The 26,945-nt window shown below is 73.5% G+C and carries 28 protein-coding genes; 12 read left to right on the top strand and 16 right to left on the bottom strand.

Going from position 1 to position 26,945, the window contains the following annotated elements:
* The first annotated feature begins 20 nt into the window (after nucleotides 1-20).
* Both ACZ7MY_RS31085 and ACZ7MY_RS31080 read left to right on the top strand, forming a co-directional pair.
* Nucleotides 21-1,001: a glycosyltransferase family 2 protein gene (locus ACZ7MY_RS31085; RefSeq protein WP_499606604.1), complete on the top strand. Its 981-nt coding sequence runs from the start codon at nucleotides 21-23 to the stop codon at nucleotides 999-1,001.
* Complete coding sequence (locus ACZ7MY_RS31080; protein ID WP_499606603.1) at nucleotides 1,001-2,344, top strand: polysialyltransferase family glycosyltransferase; 1,344 nt, start codon at nucleotides 1,001-1,003, stop codon at nucleotides 2,342-2,344. The genes ACZ7MY_RS31085 and ACZ7MY_RS31080 overlap by 1 nt, the downstream gene beginning before the upstream one ends.
* 113 nt (nucleotides 2,345-2,457) lie before the next feature.
* Here ACZ7MY_RS31080 and ACZ7MY_RS31075 read toward each other — a convergent pair whose 3' ends face one another.
* Nucleotides 2,458-3,117 carry a TetR/AcrR family transcriptional regulator C-terminal domain-containing protein gene (locus ACZ7MY_RS31075; protein ID WP_499606602.1) on the bottom strand — a complete coding sequence of 220 codons (660 nt, stop codon included), beginning with the start codon at nucleotides 3,115-3,117 and terminating at the stop codon, nucleotides 2,458-2,460.
* A gap of 66 nt (nucleotides 3,118-3,183) precedes the next feature.
* On the opposite strand from ACZ7MY_RS31075, the gene ACZ7MY_RS31070 reads away from it, so the two are divergent.
* Nucleotides 3,184-4,644 (top strand): FAD-dependent monooxygenase, encoded by a 1,461-nt coding sequence (locus tag ACZ7MY_RS31070; protein WP_499606601.1) that lies wholly within the window; start codon nucleotides 3,184-3,186, stop codon nucleotides 4,642-4,644.
* Between the two features lies 1 nt (nucleotide 4,645).
* Here ACZ7MY_RS31070 and ACZ7MY_RS31065 read toward each other — a convergent pair whose 3' ends face one another.
* Nucleotides 4,646-6,226, bottom strand: a complete 1,581-nt coding sequence (locus ACZ7MY_RS31065; protein WP_499606600.1) for an acyl-CoA mutase large subunit family protein — start codon at nucleotides 6,224-6,226, stop codon at nucleotides 4,646-4,648.
* 125 nt (nucleotides 6,227-6,351) lie between these two features.
* Between ACZ7MY_RS31065 and ACZ7MY_RS31060 the strand changes: the two genes are divergently transcribed.
* The gene (locus tag ACZ7MY_RS31060) at nucleotides 6,352-7,257 is read left to right on the top strand and encodes a L,D-transpeptidase family protein (protein WP_499606599.1); all 906 of its coding nucleotides are present in this window, start codon (nucleotides 6,352-6,354) and stop codon (nucleotides 7,255-7,257) included.
* On the opposite strand, the gene ACZ7MY_RS31055 is transcribed toward ACZ7MY_RS31060, so the two are convergent.
* Nucleotides 7,248-7,673, bottom strand: a complete 426-nt coding sequence (locus ACZ7MY_RS31055; protein WP_499606598.1) for an SRPBCC family protein — start codon at nucleotides 7,671-7,673, stop codon at nucleotides 7,248-7,250. The genes ACZ7MY_RS31060 and ACZ7MY_RS31055 overlap by 10 nt on opposite strands.
* Before the next feature lie 408 nt (nucleotides 7,674-8,081).
* On the opposite strand from ACZ7MY_RS31055, the gene ACZ7MY_RS31050 reads away from it, so the two are divergent.
* Together ACZ7MY_RS31050 and ACZ7MY_RS31045 are read left to right on the top strand one after the other, a co-directional pair.
* Complete coding sequence (locus ACZ7MY_RS31050) at nucleotides 8,082-8,360, top strand: polymorphic toxin type 27 domain-containing protein (RefSeq protein ID WP_499606597.1); 279 nt, start codon at nucleotides 8,082-8,084, stop codon at nucleotides 8,358-8,360.
* Nucleotides 8,361-8,389: 29 nt separating this feature from the next.
* On the top strand, nucleotides 8,390-8,701 hold the full coding sequence (locus ACZ7MY_RS31045) for a hypothetical protein (protein WP_499606596.1): 312 nt from the start codon (nucleotides 8,390-8,392) through the stop codon (nucleotides 8,699-8,701).
* 371 nt (nucleotides 8,702-9,072) lie between these two features.
* Here the strand turns inward: ACZ7MY_RS31045 and ACZ7MY_RS31040 are convergent, their stop codons facing one another.
* The 4 genes from ACZ7MY_RS31040 to ACZ7MY_RS31025 form a co-directional block, all read right to left on the bottom strand.
* Nucleotides 9,073-10,173, bottom strand: coding sequence for a hypothetical protein (locus tag ACZ7MY_RS31040; RefSeq protein ID WP_499606595.1), 1,101 nt, complete (start codon nucleotides 10,171-10,173; stop codon nucleotides 9,073-9,075).
* On the bottom strand, nucleotides 10,170-10,802 hold the full coding sequence (locus ACZ7MY_RS31035) for an RNA polymerase sigma factor (RefSeq protein WP_499606594.1): 633 nt from the start codon (nucleotides 10,800-10,802) through the stop codon (nucleotides 10,170-10,172). Before ACZ7MY_RS31035 ends, ACZ7MY_RS31040 begins: the two co-directional genes overlap by 4 nt.
* 50 nt (nucleotides 10,803-10,852) lie before the next feature.
* The gene (locus tag ACZ7MY_RS31030; RefSeq protein ID WP_499606658.1) at nucleotides 10,853-11,380 is read right to left on the bottom strand and encodes an RNA polymerase sigma factor; all 528 of its coding nucleotides are present in this window, start codon (nucleotides 11,378-11,380) and stop codon (nucleotides 10,853-10,855) included.
* Between the two features lie 237 nt (nucleotides 11,381-11,617).
* The gene (locus tag ACZ7MY_RS31025; RefSeq protein WP_499606593.1) at nucleotides 11,618-13,183 is read right to left on the bottom strand and encodes a beta-N-acetylhexosaminidase; all 1,566 of its coding nucleotides are present in this window, start codon (nucleotides 13,181-13,183) and stop codon (nucleotides 11,618-11,620) included.
* Nucleotides 13,184-13,478: 295 nt separating this feature from the next.
* On the opposite strand from ACZ7MY_RS31025, the gene ACZ7MY_RS31020 reads away from it, so the two are divergent.
* From ACZ7MY_RS31020 to ACZ7MY_RS31000, 5 genes are all read left to right on the top strand, one after another.
* Entirely contained in the window at nucleotides 13,479-14,048 is a 570-nt protein-coding gene (locus ACZ7MY_RS31020) for a 2-oxo-4-hydroxy-4-carboxy-5-ureidoimidazoline decarboxylase (protein WP_499606592.1), read from the top strand.
* Between the two features lie 126 nt (nucleotides 14,049-14,174).
* Nucleotides 14,175-14,555, top strand: a complete 381-nt coding sequence (gene sdhC / locus ACZ7MY_RS31015) for a succinate dehydrogenase, cytochrome b556 subunit (protein WP_078620037.1) — start codon at nucleotides 14,175-14,177, stop codon at nucleotides 14,553-14,555.
* An 8-nt stretch (nucleotides 14,556-14,563) separates the two neighbouring features.
* Nucleotides 14,564-15,034 (top strand): succinate dehydrogenase hydrophobic membrane anchor subunit, encoded by a 471-nt coding sequence (locus ACZ7MY_RS31010; protein ID WP_499606591.1) that lies wholly within the window; start codon nucleotides 14,564-14,566, stop codon nucleotides 15,032-15,034.
* A gap of 28 nt (nucleotides 15,035-15,062) precedes the next feature.
* The gene (gene sdhA / locus ACZ7MY_RS31005) at nucleotides 15,063-16,817 is read left to right on the top strand and encodes a succinate dehydrogenase flavoprotein subunit (RefSeq protein ID WP_499606590.1); all 1,755 of its coding nucleotides are present in this window, start codon (nucleotides 15,063-15,065) and stop codon (nucleotides 16,815-16,817) included.
* Complete coding sequence (locus tag ACZ7MY_RS31000; RefSeq protein WP_499606589.1) at nucleotides 16,817-17,575, top strand: succinate dehydrogenase iron-sulfur subunit; 759 nt, start codon at nucleotides 16,817-16,819, stop codon at nucleotides 17,573-17,575. The genes sdhA and ACZ7MY_RS31000 overlap by 1 nt, the downstream gene beginning before the upstream one ends.
* A gap of 69 nt (nucleotides 17,576-17,644) precedes the next feature.
* On the opposite strand, the gene ACZ7MY_RS30995 is transcribed toward ACZ7MY_RS31000, so the two are convergent.
* Nucleotides 17,645-18,640: a hypothetical protein gene (locus tag ACZ7MY_RS30995; RefSeq protein WP_499606588.1), complete on the bottom strand. Its 996-nt coding sequence runs from the start codon at nucleotides 18,638-18,640 to the stop codon at nucleotides 17,645-17,647.
* A complete protein-coding gene (locus ACZ7MY_RS30990; protein ID WP_499606587.1) occupies nucleotides 18,637-19,977 on the bottom strand; it encodes a DUF4132 domain-containing protein in 1,341 nt (446 codons plus the stop codon). The genes ACZ7MY_RS30995 and ACZ7MY_RS30990 overlap by 4 nt, the downstream gene beginning before the upstream one ends.
* Before the next feature lie 179 nt (nucleotides 19,978-20,156).
* On the opposite strand from ACZ7MY_RS30990, the gene ACZ7MY_RS30985 reads away from it, so the two are divergent.
* Nucleotides 20,157-21,335, top strand: coding sequence for a D-alanyl-D-alanine carboxypeptidase family protein (locus ACZ7MY_RS30985; protein WP_499606586.1), 1,179 nt, complete (start codon nucleotides 20,157-20,159; stop codon nucleotides 21,333-21,335).
* Nucleotides 21,336-21,365: 30 nt separating this feature from the next.
* On the opposite strand, the gene ACZ7MY_RS30980 is transcribed toward ACZ7MY_RS30985, so the two are convergent.
* The 7 genes from ACZ7MY_RS30980 to ACZ7MY_RS30950 form a co-directional block, all read right to left on the bottom strand.
* Nucleotides 21,366-21,626 carry a hypothetical protein gene (locus ACZ7MY_RS30980; RefSeq protein ID WP_499606585.1) on the bottom strand — a complete coding sequence of 87 codons (261 nt, stop codon included), beginning with the start codon at nucleotides 21,624-21,626 and terminating at the stop codon, nucleotides 21,366-21,368.
* Nucleotides 21,623-21,823: a hypothetical protein gene (locus ACZ7MY_RS30975; RefSeq protein ID WP_499606584.1), complete on the bottom strand. Its 201-nt coding sequence runs from the start codon at nucleotides 21,821-21,823 to the stop codon at nucleotides 21,623-21,625. Before ACZ7MY_RS30975 ends, ACZ7MY_RS30980 begins: the two co-directional genes overlap by 4 nt.
* On the bottom strand, nucleotides 21,820-22,671 hold the full coding sequence (locus ACZ7MY_RS30970) for a peptidoglycan-binding protein (protein WP_499606583.1): 852 nt from the start codon (nucleotides 22,669-22,671) through the stop codon (nucleotides 21,820-21,822). Before ACZ7MY_RS30970 ends, ACZ7MY_RS30975 begins: the two co-directional genes overlap by 4 nt.
* A 114-nt stretch (nucleotides 22,672-22,785) precedes the next feature.
* On the bottom strand, nucleotides 22,786-23,436 hold the full coding sequence (locus ACZ7MY_RS30965) for a hypothetical protein (RefSeq protein ID WP_499606582.1): 651 nt from the start codon (nucleotides 23,434-23,436) through the stop codon (nucleotides 22,786-22,788).
* The gene (locus ACZ7MY_RS30960; protein WP_499606581.1) at nucleotides 23,433-23,720 is read right to left on the bottom strand and encodes a hypothetical protein; all 288 of its coding nucleotides are present in this window, start codon (nucleotides 23,718-23,720) and stop codon (nucleotides 23,433-23,435) included. The genes ACZ7MY_RS30965 and ACZ7MY_RS30960 overlap by 4 nt, the downstream gene beginning before the upstream one ends.
* Nucleotides 23,713-26,124 carry a hypothetical protein gene (locus ACZ7MY_RS30955; protein WP_499606580.1) on the bottom strand — a complete coding sequence of 804 codons (2,412 nt, stop codon included), beginning with the start codon at nucleotides 26,122-26,124 and terminating at the stop codon, nucleotides 23,713-23,715. Before ACZ7MY_RS30955 ends, ACZ7MY_RS30960 begins: the two co-directional genes overlap by 8 nt.
* Nucleotides 26,111-26,941 (bottom strand): hypothetical protein, encoded by an 831-nt coding sequence (locus ACZ7MY_RS30950; protein ID WP_499606579.1) that lies wholly within the window; start codon nucleotides 26,939-26,941, stop codon nucleotides 26,111-26,113. Before ACZ7MY_RS30950 ends, ACZ7MY_RS30955 begins: the two co-directional genes overlap by 14 nt.
* Nucleotides 26,942-26,945 lie beyond the last annotated feature (4 nt).

The raw sequence follows: 26,945 nt of genomic DNA, 5'->3' as shown, positions 1-26,945 counted from the left end.
CACCCCATAGGGTGCGCGACGTGGTTAAGCTCTCCGTCATCGTCCCGTTCTACAACGTGCAGGCTTTTGCTCCTGACATGTTGAGGAGCCTCCGCGCGAATGCCCGCGCGGATTTCGAGTTCATTCTCGTGAACGACTGCGCAACGGACGACACCCCCGGGATCCTCGAGCGCGCGCTGCCCGACCTGCCCGGGGCGATACTCGTCTCCCACGAGCGCAACGGCGGGCTCGCCACCGCCCGCAACACGGGCATCGACGCCGCCCGGGGCGAGTACCTGACCTTCCTGGACGGCGACGACTGGCTGGCCGAGGGCTACCTCCCGCGCCTGCTGGAGGCCATCGAGACCCTCGGCACCGACTTCGTGCGCACCGACCACGTCGTCTCGTACGGGCGCCGGCGCACCGTCGCCCGGGTGCCGCACGGCCGTCGCGGGGTCGCCCTCGACCCGCGCCAGGCGATCCTCCCGGCCGACCGCACGACCTCGGTGGACTACCCGTACGCCTGGGCCGGCATCTACCACCGGCGGCTGGTCGACGCGGGGCTGCTGCACTTCCCCGACGGGCTGCGCACCGCCGAGGACCGGCCGTGGATCTGGCGGCTGCACCGCGAGGCGAAGTCCTTCGCGGTGGTCGGCCTGCTGGGCGTCTTCTACCGGCGCGGGGTGGCCACCTCGCTCACGCAGATCGGCGACGTCCGGCAGCTGGACTTCATCCGCTCCTTCGACCAGGTCCTCGCCGAGACCGCGGCGGACCCCGACGCGGACCGCTTCCTGCCCAAGGCGGTGCGCACCTACTGCGCGGTGATCGCGCACCACCTGGGCGCCATGGGCCGCTACGAGCCCCGGGTCGCGCGCAGGCTGAAGGCGCTGAGCGCGGCGGCCCTGAAGCAGATGCCGCAGGACATCCTGAACGAGGCGCTGGACTCGATGGACATGAAGCGCAGCGTGCTGCTGCGCAGGACGCGCAGGCGGCTCGCCGTCGCCGGGGCGGTGGCGGCCTGATGCCCCGCACCCAGCTGTTCCTGGCGTCGACGCTGTTCGGCGCCGCCACGGTGGCGGCCGCGCTGGACGCCGGGCTGTTCGCCCCGGCCGACCGCAGGCTGCTGCTGGTCAGCAACAACGCCGCCGTCCCCGAGATCTCGCCGGCGCTGGACACGGCCCCCGGCTTCGGGGCGCTGCGCTCCCGCTTCGACCGGGTGCTCTCGTGGAACGACACGATCGCCCCGCTGCACCCGTCGGGCTGGTCGCCCCGCCCCGAGGACGTACCGCTGTGGGAGCGCCACCTGCGGCGGCTGTGGGGCCTGGGCCAGGACGAGGTCGAGCTGGTCGTCGAGTCCCTGCACGTCGAGCCGGCCCTGGCGCTGGTGAACGTCTTCCCGGGCGCGCCCGTCGGGGTGTACGCCGACGGCCTCATGGTCTACGGCCCGACCCGGGACAAGCTGGACCCGCTGGTCACGACCCGGGTCGACCGGGTGCTGCACCTGGACCTGGTCCCCGGGCTGCGGCCGCTGCTGCTGTCGGAGCACGACGTCCCCGCCGGGCTCGTCCCCGCGGACGCCTTCACCGCGGTCCTCGCGGGGATCGCGGAGCACGACACGGCCCCGGCACCGCTCCCCGAGGACGGCGCGCTGCTGCTCGGCCAGTACCTGTCGGCGCTGGACGTCCTCACCGCCGACGAGGAGGAGGAGCTGCACGTCCGCATGGTGCGCGGAGCCGTCGCGGCGGGTCACCGGACGGTGGTCTTCAAGCCGCACCCGACGGCGCCCGTCCACTGGTCGCGGCGGCTGGAGCGGGAGGCGGAGGCCCTGGGCGCGGAGCTGACCGTGGCCGGGGCGTCCGAGCTCGCCGAGGTCCTCTTCCTGCGGGCCCGGCCGCGGCTGGTCGCCGGCTGCTTCTCCACCGCACTGTTCACCGCGTCCGCGGTGTACGGGCTGCCGGTCGCCCGGGTGGGCACGGAGCTGGTGCTGGAGCGGCTGTCGCCGTACCCGAACAGCAACCGCGTGCCCGTCACGATCGCCGACCGCCTCCTGCCGGACCTGGAGGACCCGCAGGCGGTGCGGGCCTGGCGGCCGCCGACGGCGGAGCGGGTCGAACGCGAGCTGGCCTCCCTGGTGCGCGCCGTGGGCTACTGCATGCAGCCCCAGACGTACGCGCACCTGCGGGACGACGCGGTACGCCACCTGACCGACGGCCTGGACGCCGGCACCTGGCGCTACTTCAAGCGGCGCCGGCTGGCGTCGCTGGGGCTGCCGGGGGCGGTGCCGTCCCAGCTGGCGTTCCTGCCGGCCAACCCGGCCGTGCGCCGGGTCGCGCGGCGGATCAAGCGGGTCGCGTCGCGCCGCTGACCGCGGCCGTCAACGACACCAGGGGCCGGCGCGGACCACCGCGCCGGCCCCTGCGCACGCGGGCCGCCGGAGGGACCGGGCCGCACGCCGCGTCGGGCGTGTGACGACGCGGGCTACCGTGCGGGGTCCGGGGCGAGGGTCGCGGCGATGCCCGCGACGAGGATCCGCAGGCCGGTCTCGAAGCGTGCCTCGTAGTGGTCGAACATCTCCCGTCCGGCCCCTCCCACCAGCGGGAAGTCGCCCCCGAGCCGGGCCTGCCGCTCGTCGGCGTCGTAGCGCGGGTCGCGCCGGCCGGGCAGCGGCTGCACGGCCTGCTCCTCGATCACGAAGCCGATGGTGAAGGTGTACCCGGTGAACCACGCGTCGAGGGCGTCCTCGAGGCGGAAGCCCTGTTCGACGAAGCCGCCCAGGTAGCGTTCCAGGGCTCCCGCGTGGCTGTCGTCGGTGAGGTGGGTGCCGCTGAAGACCTTGGCGCCGTCGCGGTAGGCCAGCAGTGCCCGGCGGGTGCCGCGGCAGGCGGCGGTGATCCAGTCCCGCCAGTCGGAGCCGGGCACCTCCTGGCCCGTGCCGCTCTCCAGCATCTGCCGCAGCATGCGGGTGGCCATGGCGTCGAGCAGGGCCTGTTTGTTGGCGAAGTGCCAGTACAGGGCGGGTGCCTGTACCTGGAGCTCCTTGGCGAGCCGGCGCAGGGTCAGCCCTTCCAGCCCCTCCTCGTTCAGCAGGCCGAGGGCGGTCTCCACCACCTTGTCGCGGTCCAGTCGCGTCGCTGCCACGTGCCCATCCTGTCCGTCCGTCGGTGCCCCTTGACAATTTAACACCGTTAAGGAGACCCTCGGGTCATGGGACTTAACAGCGTTAAGGAAACCGGCGTCCTGATCGTGGGAGCCGGCCCCACCGGCCTGGTCCTCGCCGTCGACCTCGCCCGGCGCGGCGTGCCCGCGCTCGTGCTGGAGCGCTCCGACGGGCTCTTCCCCGGCTCCCGCGGCAAGGGGCTGCAGCCCCGCTCGCTGGAGGTCCTGGACGACCTCGGCGTGATCGGGACCGTGCTGGCCGCCGGCACCCCCTACCCGCAGGGACGGCTCTGGCAGGACGGCCGCCCGGTCCACGACTGGGACATGTTCGAGCGGGTCCCGGCCACCCCCGCCGCCCCCTACGGCACGACGTGGATGCTCGCCCAGTGGCGCACCCAGGAGATCCTGCACGCACGGCTGCGGGAACTCGGCGGCTCCGTCCGGTTCGGCGCCGGGCTGACCGGCGTCGCCCAGGACGCCGACGGCGTGACGGCCGAGCTGGCCGACGGTACGGCCCTGCGGGCGTCCTACCTGGTCGCCGCCGACGGAGGCCGCAGCACCGTCCGCGGGCTGCTCGGCGTCGCGATGCGCGGCGAGACCGTCGACCCCGCCCCGATGCTCGTCGCCGACGTGCGCCTGAGCGGCCTGGACCGCGACCACATCCACGTGTGGCGGGGCCGGGACCGGAGCGGTCTGGTCGCCTTCCCCCTGGGCGGCACCACCGAGGACGTCCAGCTCGTCGCGACCTACCCGGACGACGCGGAGCGCCCCGACACCTCACCGGACGGCGTGCGCAAGCTCGTGGAGCAGCGCACCCACCTCACGGCCGGCGACGTCCGCGAGGTCATGTGGACCTCCGACTTCCGGCCGCGCGCGGCCCTCGCCGACCGCTTCCGGGACGGCCGGGTGCTGCTCGCGGGCGACGCCGCCCACATCCACTCCCCCGCCGGCGGCCAGGGCCTCAACACCGGTGTCCAGGACGCCTACAACCTCGGCTGGAAACTCGGCCAGGTGCTGCGGCACGGAGCGGACGACACGCTGCTGGACAGCTACGAGCGGGAACGGCGGCCGGTCGCGGCGGACGTCCTCGGCATGAGCACCCGGCTGCACCGCGGCACCGTCGGCGACTCCCGCGCGAGCAGCCAGCGCGGCACCGAGGTGCACCAGCTCGGGCTCGGCTACCGGGGCGGCCCGCTCACCGCCGAGACCCGCGAAGGCCTCGGCGAGGAGGGGCCGCGGGCCGGGGACCGCGCACCGGACGCGCCGCTCGACGGCGGGCGGCGGCTCTTCGACGTCCTGCGCGGCCCCCACTTCACCGTGCTGGCGGTCGGCGCCGAGCCACCCGCGGACCTGCCGGGCTTCGTCCGCACGCACCGCGCCCGGCCCGGCGACCCGGTCCACCGGGAGTACGGCGAGGGCCTGTTCGTCGTCCGCCCGGACGGCTACCTCGGCCTCGCCACGCACGACCCGGAGCGCGTCACCGCCTGGCTCGCCCGCTTCGCCGGATGACTCAGAACACCTCCGAGGGGACGTACGTCCCCCAGACCTCGCGGAGCGCGTCGCAGACCTCGCCCACCGTGGCACGGGCGCGCAGCGCGTCCCTCATCGGGTACAGGACGTCCTCCGTGCCCTCGGCGGCCTTCCGCAGCGCGGACAGCGCCGAGTCCACGGCCCGCCGGTCGCGCCCGGCCCGCAGCGCGGCCAGCCGCGCCACCTGCGCCGCCTCGATCGCCGGGTCGACGCGCAGCGGCTCGTACGGTTCCTCCTCCGCCAGCCGGAAGCGGTTGACGCCGACGACCACCCGCTCCCCGGAGTCGGTCTCCCGGGCGATCCGGTACGCGTTGCGCTCGATCTCGGCCTTCTGGAAGCCGCGTTCGATCGCGCTCACCGCCCCGCCTAGCTCCTCCACCCTGGCCATCAGGTCCAGTGCGGCCGCCTCGACGGCGTCGGTCATCGACTCCACGACGTAGGACCCGGCGAAGGGGTCCACGGTCGCCGTCACGTCGGTCTCGTACGCCAGGACCTGCTGGGTGCGCAGCGCGAGCCGGGCGGACTTCTCGGTGGGGAGCGCGATCGCCTCGTCGAAGGAGTTGGTGTGCAGCGACTGGGTGCCGCCGAGCACGGCGGCCAGCCCCTGGACGGCGACCCGCACCAAATTCACCTCCGGCTGCTGGGCGGTGAGTTGCACGCCCGCGGTCTGGGTGTGGAAGCGCAGCATCTGCGACCTGGGGTTCCTCGCCCCGAACTCCTCGCGCATGACCCGGGCCCAGATGCGGCGGGCGGCACGGAACTTGGCCACCTCCTCCAGGAGGGTCGTGCGCGAGACGAAGAAGAAGGACAGCCGCGGCGCGAAGTCGTCGACGTCCATGCCGGCGGCGCTGGCGGTACGGACGTACTCGACGCCGTCGGCGAGGGTGAAGGCGATCTCCTGCGCGGGCGAGGCGCCGGCCTCGGCCATGTGGTAGCCGGAGATGGAGATGGTGTTCCAGCGCGGGATCTCGGCGCGGCAGTAGCGGAAGAGGTCCGCGACCAGCCGGAGCGAGGGCTTGGGCGGGAAGATGTAGGTCCCGCGGGCGATGTACTCCTTGAGCACGTCGTTCTGGATCGTGCCGGTGAGCTGGTCCGCGGGGACCCCCTGCTCCTCGCCGACCAGCTTGTACATCAGGAGCAGCAGGGCCGCGGGCGCGTTGATCGTCATCGAGGTGGAGACCCGGTCGAGCGGGATGCCGTCGAACAGCACCCGCATGTCCTCGACCGAGTCGACGGCCACGCCGACCTTGCCGACCTCGCCGTGGGCGAGGGGCGCGTCGCTGTCGTGGCCCATCTGGGTCGGCAGGTCGAAGGCGACGGACAGGCCGGTGGTGCCGTGGGCGATCAGCTGCCGGTAGCGCGCGTTGGACTCGGCGGCGGTGCCGAAACCCGCGTACTGGCGCATCGTCCAGGGCCGCGTGGTGTACATGGCCGGGTGGACGCCGCGGGTGTACGGGTAGCCGCCCGGCTCACCGAGCCGTTCGGCCGGGTCCCAGCCGTCCAGGGCACCGGGGCCGTAGACGGGCTCGATCGGCAGACCGGATTCGGACTCGCGTGCCATGTCTCGTGCCTCCAGCGACTCGGGGCCCCTTTCCTCAGTGTGCGGCGATCGGTGCCCGCGCCGGTGCAACTACATGCCGGGGAAATCAGTCAAAGGGTGTACCGACTCATCACCAGGGGGACCACGTGGCACTCATATCCGTCGCAAGACCGCGCGCGGCGGCAGCGGCCGCCGCGCTTCTCACCGCGGCCCTCCTCGCCGGCTGCACGGCCCAGGCGAGCGAGCCCACCGCCAGGGGCTCCGTGGCACCGGACGCCTCGGCCGGCACGGCGAGCCCCTCCGCGAGCACGAGCCCGAGCACGGCGCCGTCCACCGGCTCCGCCTCCCCGACGGCCTCCGCTTCCGCTTCCGCCACGGCCACGGCCACGAAGAAGCCGAAGGCCGACCGCACCCCCCGGCCGGTCGTCGTCATCGCGCGGGGCAGCACCAGCGCCCGGGTCCGCGAGCTGCAGGCCCGGCTGAAGCAGCTCGGCTTCTTCGGCCGCAACCCCACCGGCTACTACGGGGACGTCACCGTCTCCGCCGTCCGCGCCTTCCAGTCCCGCAACAAGCTGCCGGTCACGGGCACCGTCACCGACAGGACCTGGGCGAAGCTGCGTTCGGTCACCCGGCAGCCCACCCACGACGCCATGTACCCGCCGACCGCCAACACGGTGGCCAAGCTGGACCCGCGCTGCATGACGGGCCGCGTGCTGTGCGTCAGCAAGACCAGCCGCACCCTGGCCTGGGTCGTGAACGGCAGGGTCGTCTCGGCGATGGATGTCCGCTTCGGCTCCCAGTACACGCCCACCCGTGAGGGCACCTTCAGCGTCTTCGCCAAGAGCCGCAACCACGTGTCGACGATCTACCACACGCCCATGCCGTACGCGATGTTCTTCAGCGGCGGCCAGGCGGTGCACTACTCCGCCGACTTCGCGGCCCGCGGCTACGCGGGGGCCTCGCACGGCTGCGTCAACGTGCGCGACCGGGCCAGGATCTCGGCGCTCTTCGACCAGGTGCGGATCGGCGACAAGGTCGTCGTCTACTGGTGAGCCCGGGCCAGGAGCCCGTCCAGCGCCCGCCCGAACAGCAACCGGCCGGCCCACGCGGTGGGCCGGTCGAACACCCCCGGCAGCGGGCGCACCCGCAGCTCCTCGCGCCACACCACCCGCGAGCCCCCGCCCTCGCGCGGCCACACCTCGATCTCGGCCCAGCCGAGCACGGTCCGGCCGCGCTTCTCCAGCCGGCAGCGCCCGGGACGGCCCGCCTCCGGCGGCTCCCATCGCACGACGTCCATGGGGTCGTCGACGACCGCCCGCCCGATCCCGGTGCGCGCCGTGAACGACCGCTCCCCCGTCACGACGGCGGTGGTGAACGGCACCAGCTCGGCGTGGCGTTCCCAGTCGGTGACCCGGCGCCAGGCCTCGGCGGCGGGGAGCGGGCAGTGCCGCTCGATCCGGAAGATCACGGAATCGACCCTACGCCGCCGTCCCCGGGGCGGTACGTGAGGACGCGGGCGGAGCGGGGGGAAAGCGCTCCGCCCGCGTCCCTCGTTGGGGGCCCGATACGGGGGGACCGGGCGACCCCTCGACCGATGACCAGTCGGTCTACTGGTTAAAGCGCCCTGGGGGCCGAAAGTGTCACACCCCGGACCCGCCGCGCCCGGGAGCGCGGCCGGGAGAGGGGAGCCGCCCGGCCGCGCTCGGGTGCGGACCCCTGGGCACGGAAAGGCCCGGATCCGCGGGGCCGGGCGGCTCCGCCGCGTTGGACGAGCGACGCGACAACGAGGCGGATGCGATCGGTCTGGTGGTCGCGATCTTCCCGGAGCGCTTGCGGGGCACCTCTCCAGTCGCGGCGCTTCCTGCCCCGAACCGTAGTGGACGCCATCCGCTCGGAACTCACCCGCGGGGTGACCAACGCGGCTGACGCCCTAACCAAGCTCATTGAACGCGGGAGACCGCTGGTGAATGGCAAGTGGGAAGTCGTGGCCAAAAAAGGGAACAACAACGGCACCGCGTGGGAAGTGGCGACTGTACGTCTCAAGGTGATCACCGATGCCCGAGAGTACAAGGACATCGACTGGTACTTCACCAAACCGGGTGACAGCGCGCCGAGCCTCATCAAAGACATGCCCATACCGGACTGGGCGCAGTGACCCGAGGACCTCAGGAACAGGAAGAAAGAATGCCGGATTTTGTATGCGAGGGGCGACTGTTCCGCGTGGTCAGCTTCGCGCCGTCGCACCGGACGCTGATGCTACGCAGCGATGCCATCGCGGTCGACAATACAAACACGCGCGTCGAGGTGTACTTCGGCCATGTGACGCTCATGCTGCTCAAGCCCATCTACGAGAAGGGTATTCACCTTCGGCGAGCGACCGAGGCCGAATTTGCGGTACTGCAGGAGCGCCATGACCTCCCTTCGGAAAAGGCGGTCGTCACTTGGATGATCGAATCCGGCGGCGACAGCTTCGTCGTCTCCGGTAATCCCTCGTGACGCGAGGCGCACGTCAAGTTCGAGGATCCGTCCCTGTTCGACTTCAATCAACCCTGGCCCCCGGACTTCCCCGTGAAGTACGGCGAAGTCGACTGACGCGGACGATTCGCCGGGGGCGCCCCTACCGCAGGTGGCGCCCCCGGTGCCGTACGGGCCCTTCTTTCCAGATCACACGGCGCCTTGACAATCACCCGGTTAGGCGGAAACAGCCCTGATGCAGGACGAGGGGACCTGGACGGTCTGCTGCTCTCCGGTGATGGCCGCCGCTCAACGCCAATCAGGCCGGGGACTTGCACGCGTCCCGCGCCACGTCCCACCCACACGGACCCACGGCTGGGCAGTCCGCTCGAACCGCGGCACCGGAAGTGTCACTACCCGTGGGCGCCGCGCGAGCCGTGCGAGCCGTGCGAGCCGTGTCCGGAACGCGGTCCCGGCCTCCCGTCGGCCGGTGCGGGACGGGAGGTCGCCGCCGGGCGGGACGTCGGTACGGACGGGCCCGCCCGGAAGGCCGGAGGGCCCCCGGCGGTGCCGCGCGGTGCGCGGCCCCCGTGGCGGTGGGGTCCACCGGAACGATTCTTCCAACGGCCGCGGCCATCCTGCGAGTCGTTGTCGCCCGACTCGTCACCTCTCCGGGCCTTGCCGCCGTTCGCCCCGTTCGCGCCCTCCCCGGCGTTCCCGGCGTTCCAGCCGAGCAGTCCGGCACAGTAGCGGCGGACCTGCTGCTGGCCGCCGCCGCCCGCCGCCGTGCGCAGCTGCTTGTAGGTCTGCTCGTCCACGCCCTTGCGGTGCCGTCCGGCAGCGGCGTAGGCGCGGCACAGCGCCTTGTGGTCCAGGGCCGCCGTGACCGGCGCCGTGGAGGACGGCGTACCGGCGGGCCGGCCGGGGACGACCGTGCCGTGGGTGCCGCCGGCGCCGCCCGCCGGGCGGTCGCTGCCGGAGCCGGGGCGGGAGGAGACGGGCGGGGCGGTACGGCCCGGGGACGGCGAACCGCTGTCCGAGGCGGCCGTGGCCGCGCCCTGGGTGTGGACCGGGGTCGGGTCCGGGACGCCGTGGCCGAGCAGGGCGGGCAGCGCGCCCGCGGCGGCCGCCACGCTCACCCCCGCCACCGCCGCGGTCGCGATCAGCGACCCGGTCAGCGACCGGGTCTGACGGGCCGTGCGGTTGCGGACGCTGCGGGACACCCCGCCCGCGCCCGCGCCGGGCGACCAGTCGTCGGACGCGCCCAGGCGGACGCCCGCGGGGTCCGCCGTGAGCGCCCGGTCGTCACGCGCGGCGCGGAAGGCGGCGACGGCCGCCTCCTCGCGTTCCGGGTCGAGGGGCGCGGGCTCCGCGGCGGCGGACAGCAGCCCCGCGAGGGCGGCGGCACGCTCGTCGCGCCAGGCCCGCCCGGCGGGGTCGTCACCGTGGGCACCCCGCAGCAACCGCTCCGCGGTGGCGTCGTCCAGCCAGTCGTGTCCTCGGTTATCGCTCATCTCATGTCCTCAAGCGTTCGGGGCGCCGAAAACGTCACACTCGACGAGCCGCCGTCGGAATCCAGCAGCTCGGCGAGACGGCGCAGGCCGCGGCTGGTGGCCATGCGCATCGCACCGGGCCTCTTGCCGACGACCTCGGCCGCCGACCGGGAGTCCAGGCCCATCACCACGCGCAGCAGTACCGCCTCGGCCTGGTCCTGGGGAAGGGCCGCGATGGCCGCCAGCGCGGCACCGGTGCCCACCGCGGCGACCGCCTCCTCGGCGGTGTCCGAGACGGACGGCCGGTCGACCAGTTCCTCCACGCCGGCGGCGGCCAGCGGCCGGCGGCCCACCGCCCGCAGGTGGTCCAGCGCGCGGTTGCGGGCGACCCGGGCGGCCCAGCCGCGTACCGCGTCCCCGTCGCCGCTGAAGCCCGGCAGGTCGCGCGCTATCTGCAACCACGCCTCCGACGCCACGTCCTCGGCGTCCCCCGCGCCGACCAGTGAGCGTACGTACTGCAGCAGTTGCGGCTGCACCGCTCGGTACACGAACCGGAAGCCGTCCTCGTCCCCCTCCTGCGCCGCGCGTACCGCGGTCGCCAAATCCACGTTCGAGCCTCCCCCTCGGAATCGCGCACCATACTGCCGCATGGTGGGCGGCCGCAGGGCCCCCGGGGCGGTTACCGGCTGGTCACCAAGGGTCAGGACAGCAGCCTGGCGAGCCGCTTGAGGCCGCGGTGCGCCGCCGTGCGGACCGCTCCCGCCCGTTTGCCCAGCACCCGGGCCGCGGAGCCCCCGTCGAGCCCGACGACGACGCGCAGCAGGACCGCCTCCGCCTGGTCGGGCGGCAGCGAGGCGATCAGGGAGAGCGCGCGTCGTGTGGCGAGCGCCTCCAGCGCGCGGTCGGCGGTGTCCTCGGCCGCGGGGAGGTCCAGCAGTTCGGCGTCGAAGGGCCGGGCGCGGGGCCTGGTGTCCTGACGCCGCAGGTGGTCCAGGGCGCGGTGCCGGGCTATGGTCGCCGCCCAGCCGCGGAAGCCCGCCCCGTCGCCGCGGAACCGGCCGAGGTCGCGGGCGATTTCGAGCCAGGCCTCGGAGGTGACGTCCTCGGCCTCGTCGCCGACGAGGCCGCGCACGTAGCCGAGCAGCAGCGGCTGGACGAGCCGGTAGACGACCGCGAAGGCGTGCTCGTCCCCGCCCTGGGCGCGCCGGACCGCGGCCCCGAGCTCCATGTCGCGGTCGGTCCGCGGATCGTGGCGCCCCCCGTTGCTGGCCACACCGTCCCCTCGAATCGCCGGCATCCTGTACAGCGTGGATTCGCATTGAATCGTCACACCTGCCGGGCCGCGTGGCGATGGGTGTGACGTTTTCGGCCGCGCCGGCGCTTTAACAATCAGAAGCGGCCGGAGACGCTCCTGTGGGGGGAGGCGGACTTCGGCCGCTTCACCTGTGTGCGCGAGCGCGCCGGTTCAGCCGGCGCGCTCGGCGAGGGCGCTGAAGTCCTGCCAGCTCAGGGCGGGCGGACCGGGATCCCAGAGCTTCTGGGTGAGCGCGCGCAGCGGCATCCGGATGCCGGCCGCGACCTCCTCCTCGGTCTGGGCGTCCGCCCGGTCGCACCAGACGGCCAGCCGCGCGCCGAGGATGCGGTCCGGCCCCGACAGCGCCGCGGGCACGGCGTCGTCCCGGTAGACGACGGCCGGGGTCCACTCCTCGTAGATGCGCCGCCCGTTGGGGTAGGGGAAGTTCTCCGGCGCGCCGAGGACGTAGTAGAGGTACCAGGAGTTGAGGTTGAGCAGCTGCCGGCCCTCGCGCAGGTACTCCTCGGGCAGCCGTCCGCGCAGTTTGTTGCTGGACCAGTAGGCCACCACCCGGTCCGGGTCCGCGGCGACCCGGGCGCCGTCGGAGAAGCCGTCGTTCCACGCCTCGACCCGTTTGCCGAGCGAGCGCAGCGTGGCGGCGCGGTCGTTGAGCCAGCCGGCCGCCGCGTCGGCCACACCCGCGTCCGGGCCGTAGCGCTCGCGCGCGTACGCGGCGACCTGCGGGAAGGACGCCTCCGGGTCGTCCGTCACGAGCGGTCCGTACTCGTCGCCGCCGACGTGCCAGTAGGTGCCGGGGAAGAGCGGCGCGTACTCCTTGATCAGGTCGTCGACGACGGCCGCCGCGCCGGGCCGGGAGACGTCGAGCGCCCCGCGCACGGGCGTGCCGTTCGCGGAGCGCAGCTGCAGGTCCGGGTGGGCGTCGAGCACGGCGCCCATGTGGCCGGGGCTGTCGATCTCGGGGACGACGGTGATGTGCCGCTGCGCCGCGAGTTCGACGACGGCGCGGACGTCCTCCTTGGACAGGTGCCGGGCCGAGACGACCTCGGGGTGGCTGTCGCTCTGCACGCGGAAGCCCTGGTCGTCGCTGAGGTGCAGGTGGAGCTGGTTGTACTTCAGGTCGCCGAGCTCGCGGACCCGGGCCTCCAGCCACTCGCGGCTGAAGTACTTGCGGCCGATGTCGATCATCAGCCCGCGCTCCGGGCGGTCCGGACCGTCCTCGACGGTGCCGGCCGGCACCCTTCCGGTGGAACGGACCGCCTGGAGGAGGGTGCGGGTGCCGTAGAAGACCCCGGCGTCGGTGCCGGCGCGCACTGTCACCCCGTCGGCCGAACTTGTCATCTCGTACGACTCCGGCCCCGAATTACTCCGTTCGAGTGAAAGTGAGATGTCCCCCGGTCCGGCGGGCCCGACGGCGTACGGCCGGCGGAGCTCCCCCGCGAGCAGCCGCGCCTCGTCCTCCACCGCGCTCCCGGCGGGCGCCACCACCCGCGAACCCGGTCCCGGGACGAAGGCGGCGTCCCCGGCGGCGGGCCTGAAGGAACGGACGGCGGGGATCGACGGGAACCCGGCGGACGCGCCCGCCTGCCCCGTCCGCGGGGCGCCGGGGGCGGTGGTCCCCACGGGCGCGGCGAGCGCCGGGCCCGCCCCGAGCACAGCGGTCAGCCCGGCGGCCAGTACGGCCGTCGCCGCGTACGCCGACGCACGTTTCGCCCGCATCTGCCACATGATCCGAATTTATGCCCGCTGTGTGGATCTCGCCGCGCGGACCTGGAGAAGTCGTGCACTTTCGTTCCCGTACGAGTGAAATTCGCGCATCCGTCGTACAGGGCCGAACATAGGCCGATACGGTGGTCGTCACTCGCCGTCCCACTGTGGTTCACGCCGCGCAGCCGCCTCGCGGTTCCCCCCACCGCCGTCACCGTTCCCTCCCAGGAGCCCACCGCTGTCCAGCGACACCCCCGCCGTCCCGCCACGGGCCCCGGCGCACCTCCCCGCGCAGTCGCGCGGCCGCGTGCCCCGGCCCGCCCCGGCGATCCGCCCCGGCCTCCCCCACGGCCTGCGGCGGCTCAACGACGCCTCGCCCGGCGCGGCCGAAGCCGCCTTGCTGAGCTGTTGCGGCAGCCTGCGCTGGGCCCGCCGGGTCGCCGCGCACCGCCCCTACCCCGACCTGGCCGCACTGCTGGCCGCCGCCGACGAGGCCGCCTACGACCTGACGCCCGCCGACCTCGCCGAGGCGCTGGCCGCCGAGGCGTCCGGCGCCCCGCCGGACTCCGCCCCCACCCGCGGCCACCTCGCCGCGCACACGGCGCTGCGGGCCGCGCAGGCCGCGTACGAGGCGCGCTTCGGCCATGTCTTCGTGCTGTCCCTCGACGGCGTGCACCCCGGTGAGTCCCTCGACCGGATGCTGGCGTCACTCCGTCAGCGTCTGGGCAACGACCCGGACGAGGAACGGGTCACGGCCGCGGAGGAACTGCGCCGCGTCACCCGCTCCCGCCTGGTGCGACTGGCCCTCGGGGACGCACGGGGCGGGCCCGGGGTTCCCGGCCGATACACCCACACGTGCGGGATCGATCACACCTGAAGGACCCGGCAGGACGTACCCGACAAGCCGTCGCTACGATGGCCAGGGCCGGTGGACCGTACCCGGCCGGGCCGACCGACCAACGAAGCCGGCAGGCCCCACATCCGCTCCCGGAGGGTTTTTTCCGTGCCGGCTGGAACGTTGTACCGCGGCCGGGAAGGCATGTGGTCATGGGTGGCTCATCGAGTCACCGGTGTCCTCATCTTCTTCTTCCTGTTCGTCCACGTCCTCGACACCGCACTGGTGCGTGTCTCCCCCGAGGACTACGACAAGGTCGTCAACACCTACAAGCAGCCCATCGTCAGCCTGCTCGAGTACGGGCTGGTCGCGGCTGTCCTCTTCCACGCTCTGAACGGCCTGCGCGTCATCGCCGTCGACTTCTGGTCCAAGGGCCCCAAGTACCAGAAGCAGATGCTGTGGACCGTCGTCGGAATCTGGGTCGTGCTGATGATCGGGGCCATCTACCCCGTCCTCGGCCACGCCGCACGAGTGCTGTTCGGGAGCTGAGCGAAGTCATGTCCGCAACCGAACACGTGGAGCTCAGCTCCTCCAGCGCCGCCTACGGCCCCGACAACCCGGCCCCGGTCATCGAGCCGCCGCGCGCCCGCACCAAGCGCACCCCGCGCAGCACCCGGACCAACTTCGAGCTGTACGGCTGGCTGTTCATGCGCCTGTCCGGCATCGTCCTGGTCGTCCTGGTCATCGGTCACCTGCTGATCCAGCTGGTCCTCGACGGCGGCGTGACCAAGGTCGGGTTCGCCTTCGTCGCCGGCCGCTGGGCCTCGCCGTTCTGGCAGACCTGGGACCTGGTCATGCTGTGGCTGGCGATGCTGCACGGCGGCAACGGCCTGCGCACCGTGATCAACGACTACGCGGAGCGGGACAACACCCGGTTCTGGCTGAAGATGGTGCTCTACACCGCGACCGCGTTCACCATCATCCTCGGCACGCTGGTGATCTTCACCTTCGACCCGAACATCCGCTAGCCAGGGCTGGACAGGGAAGCGACCCCTCATGCAGATCCACAAGTACGACACCGTCATCGTCGGCGCCGGTGGCGCCGGCATGCGCGCCGCCATCGAGGCGACGAAGCGCAGCCGCACCGCCGTGCTGACGAAGCTCTACCCCACCCGCTCCCACACCGGCGCAGCCCAGGGCGGCATGGCCGCGGCCCTCGCGAACGTCGAGGAGGACAACTGGGAGTGGCACACCTTCGACACGATCAAGGGCGGTGACTACCTGGTCGACCAGGACGCCGCCGAGATCCTGGCGAAGGAGGCCATCGACGCGGTCCTCGACCTCGAGAAGATGGGCCTGCCCTTCAACCGCACCCCCGAGGGCCGGATCGACCAGCGCCGCTTCGGCGGTCACTCGCGCAACCACGGCGAGGCCCCGGTCCGCCGTGCCTGCTACGCGGCCGACCGCACCGGCCACATGATCCTCCAGACGCTGTACCAGAACTGCGTCAAGGAGGGTGTGGAGTTCTTCAACGAGTTCTACGTCCTCGACCAGCTCCTCGTCGAGGAGGACGGCGTCCAGAAGTCCGCCGGTGTGGTCGCCTACGAGCTGGCCACCGGCGAGATCCACGTCTTCCAGGCGAAGGCCGTCGTGTACGCCTCCGGCGGCACCGGCAAGTTCTTCAAGGTCACCTCCAACGCGCACACCCTCACCGGTGACGGCCAGGCCGCCGTCTACCGCCGCGGTCTGCCGCTGGAGGACATGGAGTTCTTCCAGTTCCACCCGACCGGCATCTGGCGCATGGGCATCCTGCTGACGGAGGGCGCCCGCGGTGAGGGCGGCATCCTCCGCAACAAGGACGGCGAGCGCTTCATGGAGAAGTACGCGCCGGTCATGAAGGACCTCGCCTCGCGCGACGTCGTCTCCCGCGCGATCTACACCGAGATCCGCGAGGGCCGCGGCTGCGGTCCCGAGGGCGACCACGTCTACCTCGACCTGACGCACCTGCCGCCGGAGCAGCTGGACGCCAAGCTCCCGGACATCACGGAGTTCGCGCGGACCTACCTCGGCATCGAGCCCTACACGGACCCGATCCCGATCCAGCCCACCGCGCACTACGCCATGGGCGGCATCCCCACCAACGTCGAGGGTGAGGTCCTGTCGGACAACACCACCGTCGTCCCGGGCCTGTACGCCGCCGGCGAGGTCGCCTGCGTCTCCGTGCACGGCGCCAACCGCCTGGGCACCAACTCGCTGCTGGACATCAACGTCTTCGGCCGCCGGGCCGGCATCGCGGCCGCCGAGTACTCCGCGGACCACGGCTACGTCGAGCTCCCCGAGGCCCCGGCCCAGCTGGTCGTGGACCAGGTCGAGCGGCTCCGCGCCTCCACCGGCAACGAGCGGGTCGCGCAGCTGCGCAAGGAGCTGCAGGAGACCATGGACGCCAACGTGATGGTGTTCCGCACCGAGCAGACCATCAAGACGGCCGTCGAGAAGATCGGCGAGCTGCGCGCGCGGTACAAGAACGTGTCGATCCAGGACAAGGGCAAGCGGTTCAACACCGACCTGCTCGAGGCCATCGAGCTCGGCAACCTGCTCGACCTCGCCGAGGTCATGGCGGTCTCGGCCCTGGCCCGCAAGGAGTCCCGCGGCGGCCACTACCGCGAGGACTACCCGAACCGCGACGACGTCAACTTCATGCGGCACACGATGGCGTACCGCGAAGTGGGTGCCGACGGCGCCGAGTCGATCCGTCTCGACTACAAGCCGGTCGTGCAGACCCGCTACCAGCCGATGGAGCGTAAGTACTGATGAGCACCGCGACCCTCGACAAGGTCGAGGCCGAGGCCCAGGCCTCGCCCTACATCACCGTCACCTTCCGGATCCGCCGGTTCAACCCGGAGATCTCGGACGAGGCCACCTGGCAGGACTTCGAGCTGGAGATCGACCCCAAGGAGCGGGTCCTCGACGGCCTCCACAAGATCAAGTGGGACATGGACGGCACGCTGACGTTCCGTCGCTCCTGCGCCCACGGCATCTGCGGCTCCGACGCCATGCGCATCAACGGCCGCAACCGGCTGGCCTGCAAGACCCTGATCAAGGACATCAACCCGGACAAGCCCATCACCGTCGAGCCCATCAAGGGCCTGACGGTGCTGAAGGACCTGGTCGTCGACATGGACCCGTTCTTCCAGGCCTACCGGGACGTGATGCCCTTCCTGATCACCAAGGGCAACGAGCCGACCCGCGAGCGCCTGCAGTCCCCCGAGGACCGCGCGCGCTTCGACGACACCACCAAGTGCATCCTGTGCGCCGCGTGCACGTCGTCCTGCCCGGTCTTCTGGAACGACGGCCAGTACTTCGGCCCGGCGGCCATCGTGAACGCCCACCGCTTCATCTTCGACTCGCGTGACGAGGCGGGCGAGCAGCGGCTCGAGGTGCTGAACGACAAGGACGGCGTGTGGCGTTGCCGCACCACGTTCAACTGCACCGACGCCTGCCCGCGTGGCATCGAGGTCACCAAGGCCATCCAGGAGGTGAAGCGCGCGCTCATCACGCGTCGCTTCTGATCCCCTCCGCCGAGGCTCCCCCGAGGGCCCCGCACCCGGTTCCCGCCGGGCCGCGGGGCCCTCGGGCGTTCACGGGGCCAGCGCCCGGTGTATCTGCTTGCGGGTGGTCGTGTGGTCGACGCGCCCCGCGAGCCTGCGCAGTTCCTCCCGTCCGGCGCCGCCCTCCAGCCGGGCCAGGGCGCGTACGCCGGCACCGGCGACGACGGTCTTGACCGGGGACCGCTCCACGAGTGCGCCCAGGACGCGGACGGTCTCCCGGTGGGGAGGCACGGCCGGGGACGACAGCAGCCAGGCCAGGCCCCGTACGGCGGAGACGTTCCAGGGGTCGTGGGCGCCCGCTTCGGCGCTGCCGCCGTGGGTCGCGAGGGCGAGCCAGGGCGTGGCGGTGCGGCGTACCGCCTCGGGGCCGACGCCGTCGAGGATCCCGGCGGCCGCCCGGTCCCAGCGCGCGCCGGGGCCCGGCTTGGCGGCGCGCAGGTGCGGGATCAGCCGCCGCCACCGGGCGCCGAGTGCCGGCAGCTCGGCCAGGACGCGGTCGGACCAGGGCTCGCCGGGGTTGAGGGGCGGCTCGGGAAGGCGGTCCAGGAGGAGTTCCGCCCAGTCGAGGCCGTGGTGCGCGCACCGGCGGATCATCCCGACGACCTCCGCCGACAACGGACGTCCCGCGTCGAGCAGGGCCTCCGCGACGACGGGCATCTCGTCGCCGTAGTTGAAGCAGTAGGACCGCCTGGCGATGCCCTCCAGCATGTCGTTCCAGAGGGCGCACCACGCGTCGTGCACGAAGCCCCGGGACACCGCGGCCAGCAGCACCGTGACCCGCTCGTACCGGTCGGGCGTCGAACCGGGCGCGTTGGCACGCTCGACGAGCAGCCCCGCGAGGGTGAACCGCAGTTCCTGGGGCATCGCCCTCAGCAGGGACACCGCTCCGTACCCCTCGCACTCCGGCGCCGACAGCAACTGCCCGGCCAGCTCGGCCGCGTCCCCGCGCGCGGTGAGCCGGGCGATGAGGTCGATGCGGCCCGGGTCCTCCCAGGGCGAGTACTCGAGGGTCCGTACGCGTCTCACAGCCGGCTCACGATCGTCGGGTCGGTGATCTCCGTGTCGCGGGCCAGGAGCAGCGCCTTGGCGAGGATCACCGGCAGCATGGGGTCGCCCTCGAAGGGCAGGGGGCCCGGGACCGCGCCGGCGGTCGCGGGCGGGACGACGCACAGGTGGCGGTCGCCCGGGGACATCAGGACGTTGCCCGAGCCGAGGTGGATCCGGTACGTGTGCCGGTCGCCGCGGACGTGCAGGAAGCGGCCGTCGACGGCGCAGCGGCCGGCGACGGCCAGGCGCGGCACGAGGCGGGCCAGCACGTCGCGGCGGGTCTCGGCGCAGGGGGTCAGCTCGCCGGAGCCGTAGGACGTCCAGTAGGCGCGGAACCGGCCTTCGGGGCCGCCGTCCTGCCAGGTGGGGTCGTTGCCGATGCCGGCGGCTCCGACGAACAGGTCGACGTCGCGCAGGACTTCGCTGAGGACCAGCGGCGGGACGCCGGTGAGCGGCAACGGGTCGGCCCGCCCGGCGGGGGCGTCCAGCGGGAGGAAGCGCACCCGGTCCGCCGCGACGAGCGCGGGGCCGCCGCAGAGGGCCGGGTCGTCGCCGTCGCCGTCGAGGCCCTGGAGGGGCAGTTCCACGCGCAGCCCCCACTGCGGGAGTTCGCGCGTGGCGGGCGGGAGGGCGTCCCCGGGCGGTGGGAGCGGGAGGTGGCGCCAGCCCCGGGCGGTGGCCAGCGCGGCGAACCGCCGCCGCCTCAGGACGTGCGGGGTGGCGAAGAGGCGTCCGGCGTCGGCCGGGCCGTACACCTCGCGGTGGGCCTGCCGGAAGGGCTGGGTGACGCCGTGCCGCTCCAGCCACTCCCGCCAGGCCGTGACCTCCGCGCGCTCGCGCCCCAGGGGGTGCCACAGCGCGACGACGACGCCCTCTGCGCCGGCCGGGACCGGTGCGCCGTCGAGCGTGCGCAGGCCACCCCCGGCCCAGCCGCAGGCGACCCCGTCGACCGTCCACAGCAACCGCCGGGCGAGGGTGCCGAGCAGCGGGTGGCCGGCGAACCCGTCCCGCCAGACGGCGTACGGCCACGCGGGCCGCTCCGGGAACAGCCGGTCCAGCCGGCCGGTCTCGGCGGCCAGCGTCCGGTCGATGTCCCTGACGGCGGTCCTGAGCCGCGTCAACTCCCCGGCGTACTCCCGCCGTACGGCCCCCGGGGCGCCCTTCAGGGCCTTGCCCGCCGCGTTCCGCCACCCCAGCACGGCCCGCCCGTCCCGGATGCCGAGCTGCGCGGTGACCCCGCCCAGCGGCTGCGCCACCCCGAGCCCGTACCCGGGCACGGCCGGCCCCCCGCCGTCCCCCCACACGATCACGCTCACCGTCCACCCCCATGCGGCGACCCCACGTTCCCCGTCCCGACCGAGCGTAGGACCGCCCTCTGACAGCGCCCCGCGCTTCCCCCGTCCGGCGCAAGCACCCCCCGTGCGCTGGGCCGACCGGTGTGCACGGGGGTGGGCCCGGTTCGGCCGTGGGGGGTCGCAGCTTGTACCGTCCCCCCATGGCCGCGACACCCCCCACACCGCCGCGACGTGCCGTCCTCGGGCTCGGCGTGGCTGCCGCGCTGCTCCCCGCCGGAAAGGCGGTGGCCGCCGGCAGATCCGTGGTCGGGGGCGAGCGGCTGGGGCTGCACGGGGTGCAGGTGGCCGTGGGGGCGCCGAAGCTGCCGGAGACGAACTCCCTGTCGTGGATCGTGGCGGACGCCGACTCCGGTGACGTCCTGGCGTCGTACAACGCGCACCGGCGGCTGCCGCCGGCCAGCACGCTGAAGATGCTCTTCGCGGACACGCTGCTGCCGCTCTTCGACCGGCGGTCCCGGCACCAGGTGACGCACGCGGACCTGGCGGACATAGGGGCCGGGAGCAGTCTGGTCGGGATCGAGGCGGGGATCAGCTACACGGTCGAGCAGCTGTGGCTCGGGGTGTTCCTGCGCTCGGGGAACGACGCGGTGCACGTGCTGTGCTCGATGAACGGCGGCGTCGAGAAGACCGTCCGGGACATGCGGGCGCGGGCGCGGGAGCTGCAGGCGAACGACACGCACGTGGTGAGCCCGGACGGCTACGACACGCCCGGCCAGCTCTCCTCGGCGTACGACCTGACGCTCTTCGCCCGCGCGGGGCTGCGGAACCCCGACTTCCGGCACTACTGCGCCACGCGGGTCGCCCGCTTCCCCGGGGAGAAGGGCGCGAGCTTCGAGATCCAGAACACCAACCGGCTGCTCGGCGACTACGACGGCATGATCGGGGTGAAGAACGGCTACACCACCAACGCCGGGAACACCTTCACGGGCGCCGCGGAACGCGACGGGCGGACGCTGCTGGTGACCGTGATGCACCCGGAGTCCGGCTACGACGAGGTGTACCAGGAGGCGGCCGACCTGCTCGACTGGGGCTTCGACGCGGTGGGCCGCGTGGAGCCGGTCGGGGAGCTGGTGCCGACGCTGAGCCAGGCGCGCGCGATGGCCGGCGGGCCGCCGGCCGACGGCCCCGGCCCGCGCCCCGCGGCGGAGGCCGACGGGTCGAAGGGGTCCTCGTGGGTCGGACCGGCCGCGGAGACCGTACTGGTGGCGGCCGTGGCGGCGTTCGTCCTGGCGATCAGGCGCCGCCCGCTGCCGCAGCGTACGGCCGCCGCCCGGGGGGACGCGCGGCGGCGCGGGCGCGGCTCGAGCCGCGCCCGCTGAGGCCGCCGTCGCGCGGCCCGGGCCCGCGGGTCACCGGGCGAAGATCCCGTAGGCGGCGACGACCAGCGCCAGCAGCCCGGTGAGCGCCGCCACGGCGGGCAGCGGCCAGCGGGAACGCTCCAGCGCCTCCAGACGCTCCTCGTGCTCGCCCAGCACCTTGTCGGTCTGGTCGGCGCGCTGGAGGAGCAGGGCGAGGTCGCCCCGCGTGGTGGCGAAGCCGACGTCGACGGAGCGGCGCAGGCGTTCCAGTTCGAGGGCGACCCCGAGGGTGCCCTCCTGATGCGTGGTCATCCGCCGCACCTCCTCAGCCAGGAGGGCAGCAGCCGCTCGACGGCGTCGAGGGACATCACGCGGGTGACGCCCGCCGCGACGGCGAGCACGGTGCAGGTGCCCGGCCAGGTCGCGTCCACCAGCAGTGGCGCGGCGGCGGCGAGGGCGACGCCGGTCTGGACGAGGGTGCGGACGGTACGGCGGTCGGCGTCGGTCACGCGGTCTCCTTCCTCGGGACGTGCAGGGCGTCCCAACTGGTGCGGCCGGGGATCCCGTCGGCGTCCGCCCCGCCGTAGCCGAGCTTGCGCTGCCAGGCGGCGTAGGAGCTGCGGTCGGCCTCGGTCCACTCCGGGCCGGGACCCTGCCGGTAGCGGCCGCAGCCGACGGCGACCAGGCGCTTCCCCATCGCGGTGACGACGTCGCTGCGGCGCCCGGCCCGGAAGAAGGCCGCCCCCGGGAAGGGCTCGTACGTGCGTGCGGGGCGGGCTCCCAGGCGCTTCTCGACGCGTTGCCGCATGGCGGGCATCGAGAAGCTCGGATCGATCTTCCGCCGGGTCCACTCCTTGTGCCCGACGACGTGGGCGGCACTCCAGCCGTGCGCCCGGCACAGGGCGGCCGCGGTCCGCTCCACGGCGGTCAGTTGGGCGGCCGGGTAGGGGTCGCGGCCGTCGCCGAGGTTCTCGATCTCGAACCCGTAGAAGTGGGCGTTGCCGTCGACGGTGTCGGCACCCGGCCTCGCGGGCACCGGGCGGCCCGCGCGGACGGCTTCGTAGACGGCGCTCGAACCACTTCCCGCGTGGTTGGTGCGCCCGTACCCGACGAGGTGCACGGTGCCGTCCTTGGCGACGACGCCGATGCACAGCGGTCCGGGCAGGTCGGGGCGGCCGGTCCGGCAGAGCCCGACGCTGTCCCGGCCGGCGGTGTGGTGCAGCATCACACCGTGCACCGGGCCCCAGGCGCCGACGGCGTTGCGGTGGTGGGTGCGCCAGTCGCCGTGCCCGGCGACGGTGACGCCTTCGGCGTCGAGAGCGGCCAGGAATGCCGTCGCGGAGACGGGTGCGGCCATGGTTCCTCCTTTGGTGGGGGACGGATCTGATGGGGTGGAAGGGGTGGAACGGGAAAGCCCCGGACCGCCGTGTGCACGGCGGTCCGGGGCTCGGGGCGGGGGCGCTCGGCGCCGCTACATCAGCGGGTCGATCCGGATGAAGCGGGTGTCGAAGGTGGCCGTGTTGACCGCGTTGCCGGAGCGGTAGGCGGGTGTGGCGGTGTAGCCGGCGCCCGCCGTGAGGCCCGTCACGAGGAACTGGCTGGACGAGGACGCCCGGCCGGTGTTGGTGACCAGCGCCGCCCGGTCGTCGCTGGTCGTCAGGAACACCGCGTTGTCCGACGCCCTGCGCACCGTGGCGGACATGAAGGAGCTGTACGTCCCGGAACTCCACATGTAGGCCCCCACCGTCACGATGACCTGGCCGGAGGCGGGCGCCGTGAAGGCGGCCGCCATGGGGTCGCCGACCGCGTCGGTCAGCGTCTCCGCGTAGGTCGTCGAGGTCGTGGTGCCGCCGTCCAGGTTCACCCGGAACACCGGTACGGCTCCCACCGGCACCCAGGCGGTCCCGGTGTACTGCACCAGCCGGCCCGGGGTCGTCAGCCAGGCGACCATGCCGGCCACGGGGGCCGTGACCCTGGCGTCGCGCGAGGCCGCGTCCGCGAAACGCATCACGGTACGGCCGTCCACGCCCTCCGCCAGCGCCCTGAGGTGCGCGGGCAGGTCGGCGGCGTCGGTGGCCTGGGGGTAGGGCAGGTTGCTGATCGGGGTGTACTGCGTGGTCACGCCGTCGCCTCCGTCGCGGGGTCGGGTACGCCGCCGCCTTCGGCGGTCTTCGTGTACGGGGTGGGTTCCTCCTCGGCGGGGCCCTCCGGGGACGGCGGCCCCGGTTGCCCCTCCGGCGGCGGGCCGTCGCTGACCGTGACGGCGACCGGGTGGTCGGGCCCGTACCCCGCGCCGACGCCGACCCCGAGGTATCCGGCGAGTTCCGTCGTCACCGTGTCGGCCAGCTGCTGGAACTGGTCGTCCGTCAGGGTGACGGGCACGGTGCCGGGCGTGTTCTCAGGCATGGGTGCCCTCCTTGACGTCCCGCCAGGTCCGGCCGTCGGCCTTCACCTCGGCGAGGGTCGGCCACGCGGCCGCCACCTGGGCGTACGTCTGCCACACCGCCGTCACCGGGTCCGCCGGGGCGTCGGGGGTCAGCCCCGAGTCCGCGGGGACCCCGTTGGGCGTGGTCCCGCGCAGGGTCAGGGTCTGCCGCACCCCGCCGGCCGCCGTCGCCGCGGTCTTGATCCCGGTGACCCAGGCCAGGGTGTCCAGCTGGGCGCCATGGGTGTCGACCAGCCGCACGACGTCGCCGAGCTGGATCCGCGGGTCGTGGAGCACCTCGACGTCGCCGATGACGGGGACGGGGTACTCGCCCGCCCTGCGCATGGCGTCCGCGAGCGACTGGGCGCCCCGCAGGTCCTGCACCCAGTCCGTCGGCTCGGCGGAGTACTCCTGCCGGCCGTAGAACCGCTCGCCGGCGGTACCCGCCACCCACGAGGTGGCGTAGCGCTCGGCCGGGTCGTCGGCCGGCTTGAGGGTCTCCAGGTGGACGGACGGCTCGCCGGTCTTCGTGACGGTGTAGAGCGTCTGCGCGCTGCGGTTGCTGAAGCGCACCACCAGGTAGCCGTCCTCACGGCGGGTCAGGACGTCGACCGCCCCCTTGACCGCCGTCGCCCCGGCCGCGGGCGAGGTCGCGAAACGCACGGAGGACCCGGAGGTGGTGACGGAGTCGTCGTCGGTCAGCGGCGGTCCGATGTCGAACTCCTCCTCGGCCATCACGTAGCTGACCGTGACGGACCGGTTCGCGGGGATCTCCCGGACGGTGCTGTCGTCGTAGACGGTCCCGGTCGCCGCGCCGGTCCTGGACCAGTCCTTGGCGGGCTGGACGCAGTAGTTCCGGCAGGCGTCGATCTCCTCGGTGACGGTCAGCGCGCCGATGTCCCGCACCGTCGTGAGCGTGAGGTCGGCCGCCGTGGGGGGCTGGGCGAACCGGGTGTGGTTGCGCCAGCGGAAGACGCCGTGCTCGTCGAACTCGGCCGTCGCCATGGTCGCCTTGGCGATCTGCGTCAGCACGTCCCACTGCGAGCCCGAGACCCGGGGGACGGAGACCAGCGGGAGGACCGCGTCGTCGAGGACGGCGCCCTTGGTCCATGTGCCGGACTGGCCGAAGTCGGCCGCGACCGGCATGGCCGCCAGCCCGGAGGTCACCTGCAGCGACTCCACGGCCATGGTGGTCACGAGCCGCACCTGGTCCAGTTCGGAGGACTTCTGGACGCCGGGCGGCTGGACGTACGTGGCCGCGGGCCCCAGCAGGTGCGTTCCGTCGGGTGCGGTCAGCCGCGGCTGCACGGTGGGGTAGACCGTGCCGCCGGCGCCCGTCGTGTCGAAGAACGCGCCGATGTGCCAGACGCCCCGCTGGGCCCTGAGCGCCGGCCACGACCACTCGAAGTACCAGTAGCCCTGGGGGTCCGAGCCCTCGGAGTGGATGCGGACGGTGCCGGCGGCGAAGTCGACGACCAGGCGCAGGGTCCCCGTCGCCGTTCCCGTGCGGTTGAGCTGGAGGTGGATCTCCACCGTGTCGCCGATGCCCACGGCGTTGTTGACCCACGCCTCGGCGAGCAGCCGGCTGCCCGGCACGGTGACCCGGCTGCGCGGGAACCACGAGGCCGTCAGGCCCGTCGTGCCCGGTTCCAGGCCCGTGGGCACCAGCGCCATCTCGTGCGGCGCGTCCTGCCGGGTCCACGTGTAGTTCCGCGGATCGGGCAGCACCTCCGGCTGGCCGTAGGGCGTGGTGAACCCGCCGTGCAGCGTCGCGTGCACGAGGGTGAGCGGCTGCCCCTCCACGAACTCGGGGTAGCGCGCGGGCGGGGAGCTGTGCAGTCCCGCCTGCCGGAGGAGTTCGTCCACGCACCAGGTCACCGAGGACACCGGGCGCTTGCGGAAGAACCCGATGTACGGCTTCGGCAGGACGGCGGGGCCACGCAGCCGCTCGGCCCCGTCCAGCGCGGTGACCTTCACGGTGTCGCTGCCGGAGGCGGCGCTGCGGGACCGGACCGTGCCGCGGAAGGCGGACAGGTCGTTCCCGTCGAGCCCCGCGGCGTGCACCACGGACTGCCCGGGACGCACGAGGTCTCCCGTGGTCCTGGGCGCCCACGGCGAGTACAGCTGCGGGCCGGACCGGTCGGGCCGGCCCTGCAGGTGCTCGGCCGTGGTGAGCGCCGCGCCCGAGATCTCGAACTCGGCCTGGGCGGAGGCACTGCCGGAGAACGCCCGCATCGCCTCCGGCAGGTCGGTCGCGTAGGACCGGTCCACGCTCCAGGACTGCACCTGGGCGCCGAGTTCCTGGCCGCCGAAGCGGGTGGAGTGGGACGTGGTCCGCTCGCCCCGCGCGAGGGCGGTGGCGAGGTCGTCGTCAGCCCGCTGCACCGGCCACCTCCACCAGGTCGATGCTCACGCCGCGGTACGGCAGGGGCTGGGCGGGGGCGTCGCTGTACCCGGTCACCGCCATGGCGGGGCAGCCGTCGCCGGGGATCCCGTCGGCGGCGCCGTCGTCGTAGGACAGGCAGGCCCCGGCGAGTGCGTACGTACCGGTGGTGCCGGGCCTGGCGCAGGGCGTCACGAAGGCGGCGCCCGCGGGCACGGTCCCGGCCGTGTAGGGGCCGTTGGCCGACAAGGACGACAGGTAGGAGCCGGCCGCATTCTTGAAGTCGAGGATCACCGCGCACGTCGGCAGGGCGGCGATCGCCGTGGGAGCCCGGAAGGAGATCCGGGTGCCCGGCGCGACGGGGAAGTTGCCCCAGTAGCGGTGGCGCCAGGCGACCTTGCCCGCGGTGTCCGAGGCCGTGAAGGCGAAGACCCCGGGAGAGGCCGATTCCACGACGACCCCCGTCCCGCCGCCCGTCACCAGGAACCACTGGGCGAGCCCCGGGCTTCCGGGCTCCCCCCGTCCCGCCGCCTGCAGGCCGTCCAGCATGTTGGCCGCCGCGGGGTCGAGCAGCGCGACCGGGCCGGCGCCGTCGGTACGGCGGGCCAGCCGGTCCAGCACCCTGGCCTGCGCGGGCTCCAGCGTGTCCCAGCTGAGCTTGGTCCGGCGGTTGGCGCGCACGTTGCGCACGACGGTCACCCGGCCGCCGAGCGACGTGAACTCCGACACGCCGAGGTCGGCGCTGCGGTCGAAGGTCCGCGCCGCGCGGTCGATCTCGTACAGCGAACCGGGCGGTCCGATCCACAGGTTCCTGCCCATGTGT

This window comes from Streptomyces sp. NPDC111520 (assembly GCF_055635295.1).
The sequence above is the reverse complement of the archived record's forward strand: the minus strand, read 5'-3'. Positions and strand labels throughout refer to the sequence as shown.

What these genes read in the sequence shown, in the direction of transcription:
- ACZ7MY_RS31010 (WP_499606591.1), top strand. Translation starts at nt 14,564, where the DNA reads ATGTCCGCAACCGAACACGTGGAGCTCAGCTCCTCCAGCGCCGCCTAC.
- ACZ7MY_RS31080 (WP_499606603.1), top strand. Translation starts at nt 1,001, where the DNA reads ATGCCCCGCACCCAGCTGTTCCTGGCGTCGACGCTGTTCGGCGCCGCC.
- ACZ7MY_RS31065 (WP_499606600.1), bottom strand. Translation starts at nt 6,226, where the DNA reads ATGGCACGCGAGTCCGAATCCGGTCTGCCGATCGAGCCCGTCTACGGC.
- ACZ7MY_RS31045 (WP_499606596.1), top strand. Translation starts at nt 8,390, where the DNA reads ATGCCGGATTTTGTATGCGAGGGGCGACTGTTCCGCGTGGTCAGCTTC.
- ACZ7MY_RS31070 (WP_499606601.1), top strand. Translation starts at nt 3,184, where the DNA reads ATGGGACTTAACAGCGTTAAGGAAACCGGCGTCCTGATCGTGGGAGCC.
- ACZ7MY_RS30980 (WP_499606585.1), bottom strand. Translation starts at nt 21,626, where the DNA reads ATGACCACGCATCAGGAGGGCACCCTCGGGGTCGCCCTCGAACTGGAA.
- ACZ7MY_RS30985 (WP_499606586.1), top strand. Translation starts at nt 20,157, where the DNA reads ATGGCCGCGACACCCCCCACACCGCCGCGACGTGCCGTCCTCGGGCTC.
- ACZ7MY_RS31030 (WP_499606658.1), bottom strand. Translation starts at nt 11,380, where the DNA reads ATGGAGCTCGGGGCCGCGGTCCGGCGCGCCCAGGGCGGGGACGAGCAC.
- sdhA (WP_499606590.1), top strand. Translation starts at nt 15,063, where the DNA reads ATGCAGATCCACAAGTACGACACCGTCATCGTCGGCGCCGGTGGCGCC.
- ACZ7MY_RS31000 (WP_499606589.1), top strand. Translation starts at nt 16,817, where the DNA reads ATGAGCACCGCGACCCTCGACAAGGTCGAGGCCGAGGCCCAGGCCTCG.
- ACZ7MY_RS30960 (WP_499606581.1), bottom strand. Translation starts at nt 23,720, where the DNA reads ATGCCTGAGAACACGCCCGGCACCGTGCCCGTCACCCTGACGGACGAC.
- ACZ7MY_RS31035 (WP_499606594.1), bottom strand. Translation starts at nt 10,802, where the DNA reads ATGCGGCAGTATGGTGCGCGATTCCGAGGGGGAGGCTCGAACGTGGAT.
- ACZ7MY_RS31040 (WP_499606595.1), bottom strand. Translation starts at nt 10,173, where the DNA reads ATGAGCGATAACCGAGGACACGACTGGCTGGACGACGCCACCGCGGAG.
- ACZ7MY_RS30950 (WP_499606579.1), bottom strand. Translation starts at nt 26,941, where the DNA reads ATGGGCAGGAACCTGTGGATCGGACCGCCCGGTTCGCTGTACGAGATC.
- ACZ7MY_RS31025 (WP_499606593.1), bottom strand. Translation starts at nt 13,183, where the DNA reads ATGCGGGCGAAACGTGCGTCGGCGTACGCGGCGACGGCCGTACTGGCC.
- ACZ7MY_RS30970 (WP_499606583.1), bottom strand. Translation starts at nt 22,671, where the DNA reads ATGGCCGCACCCGTCTCCGCGACGGCATTCCTGGCCGCTCTCGACGCC.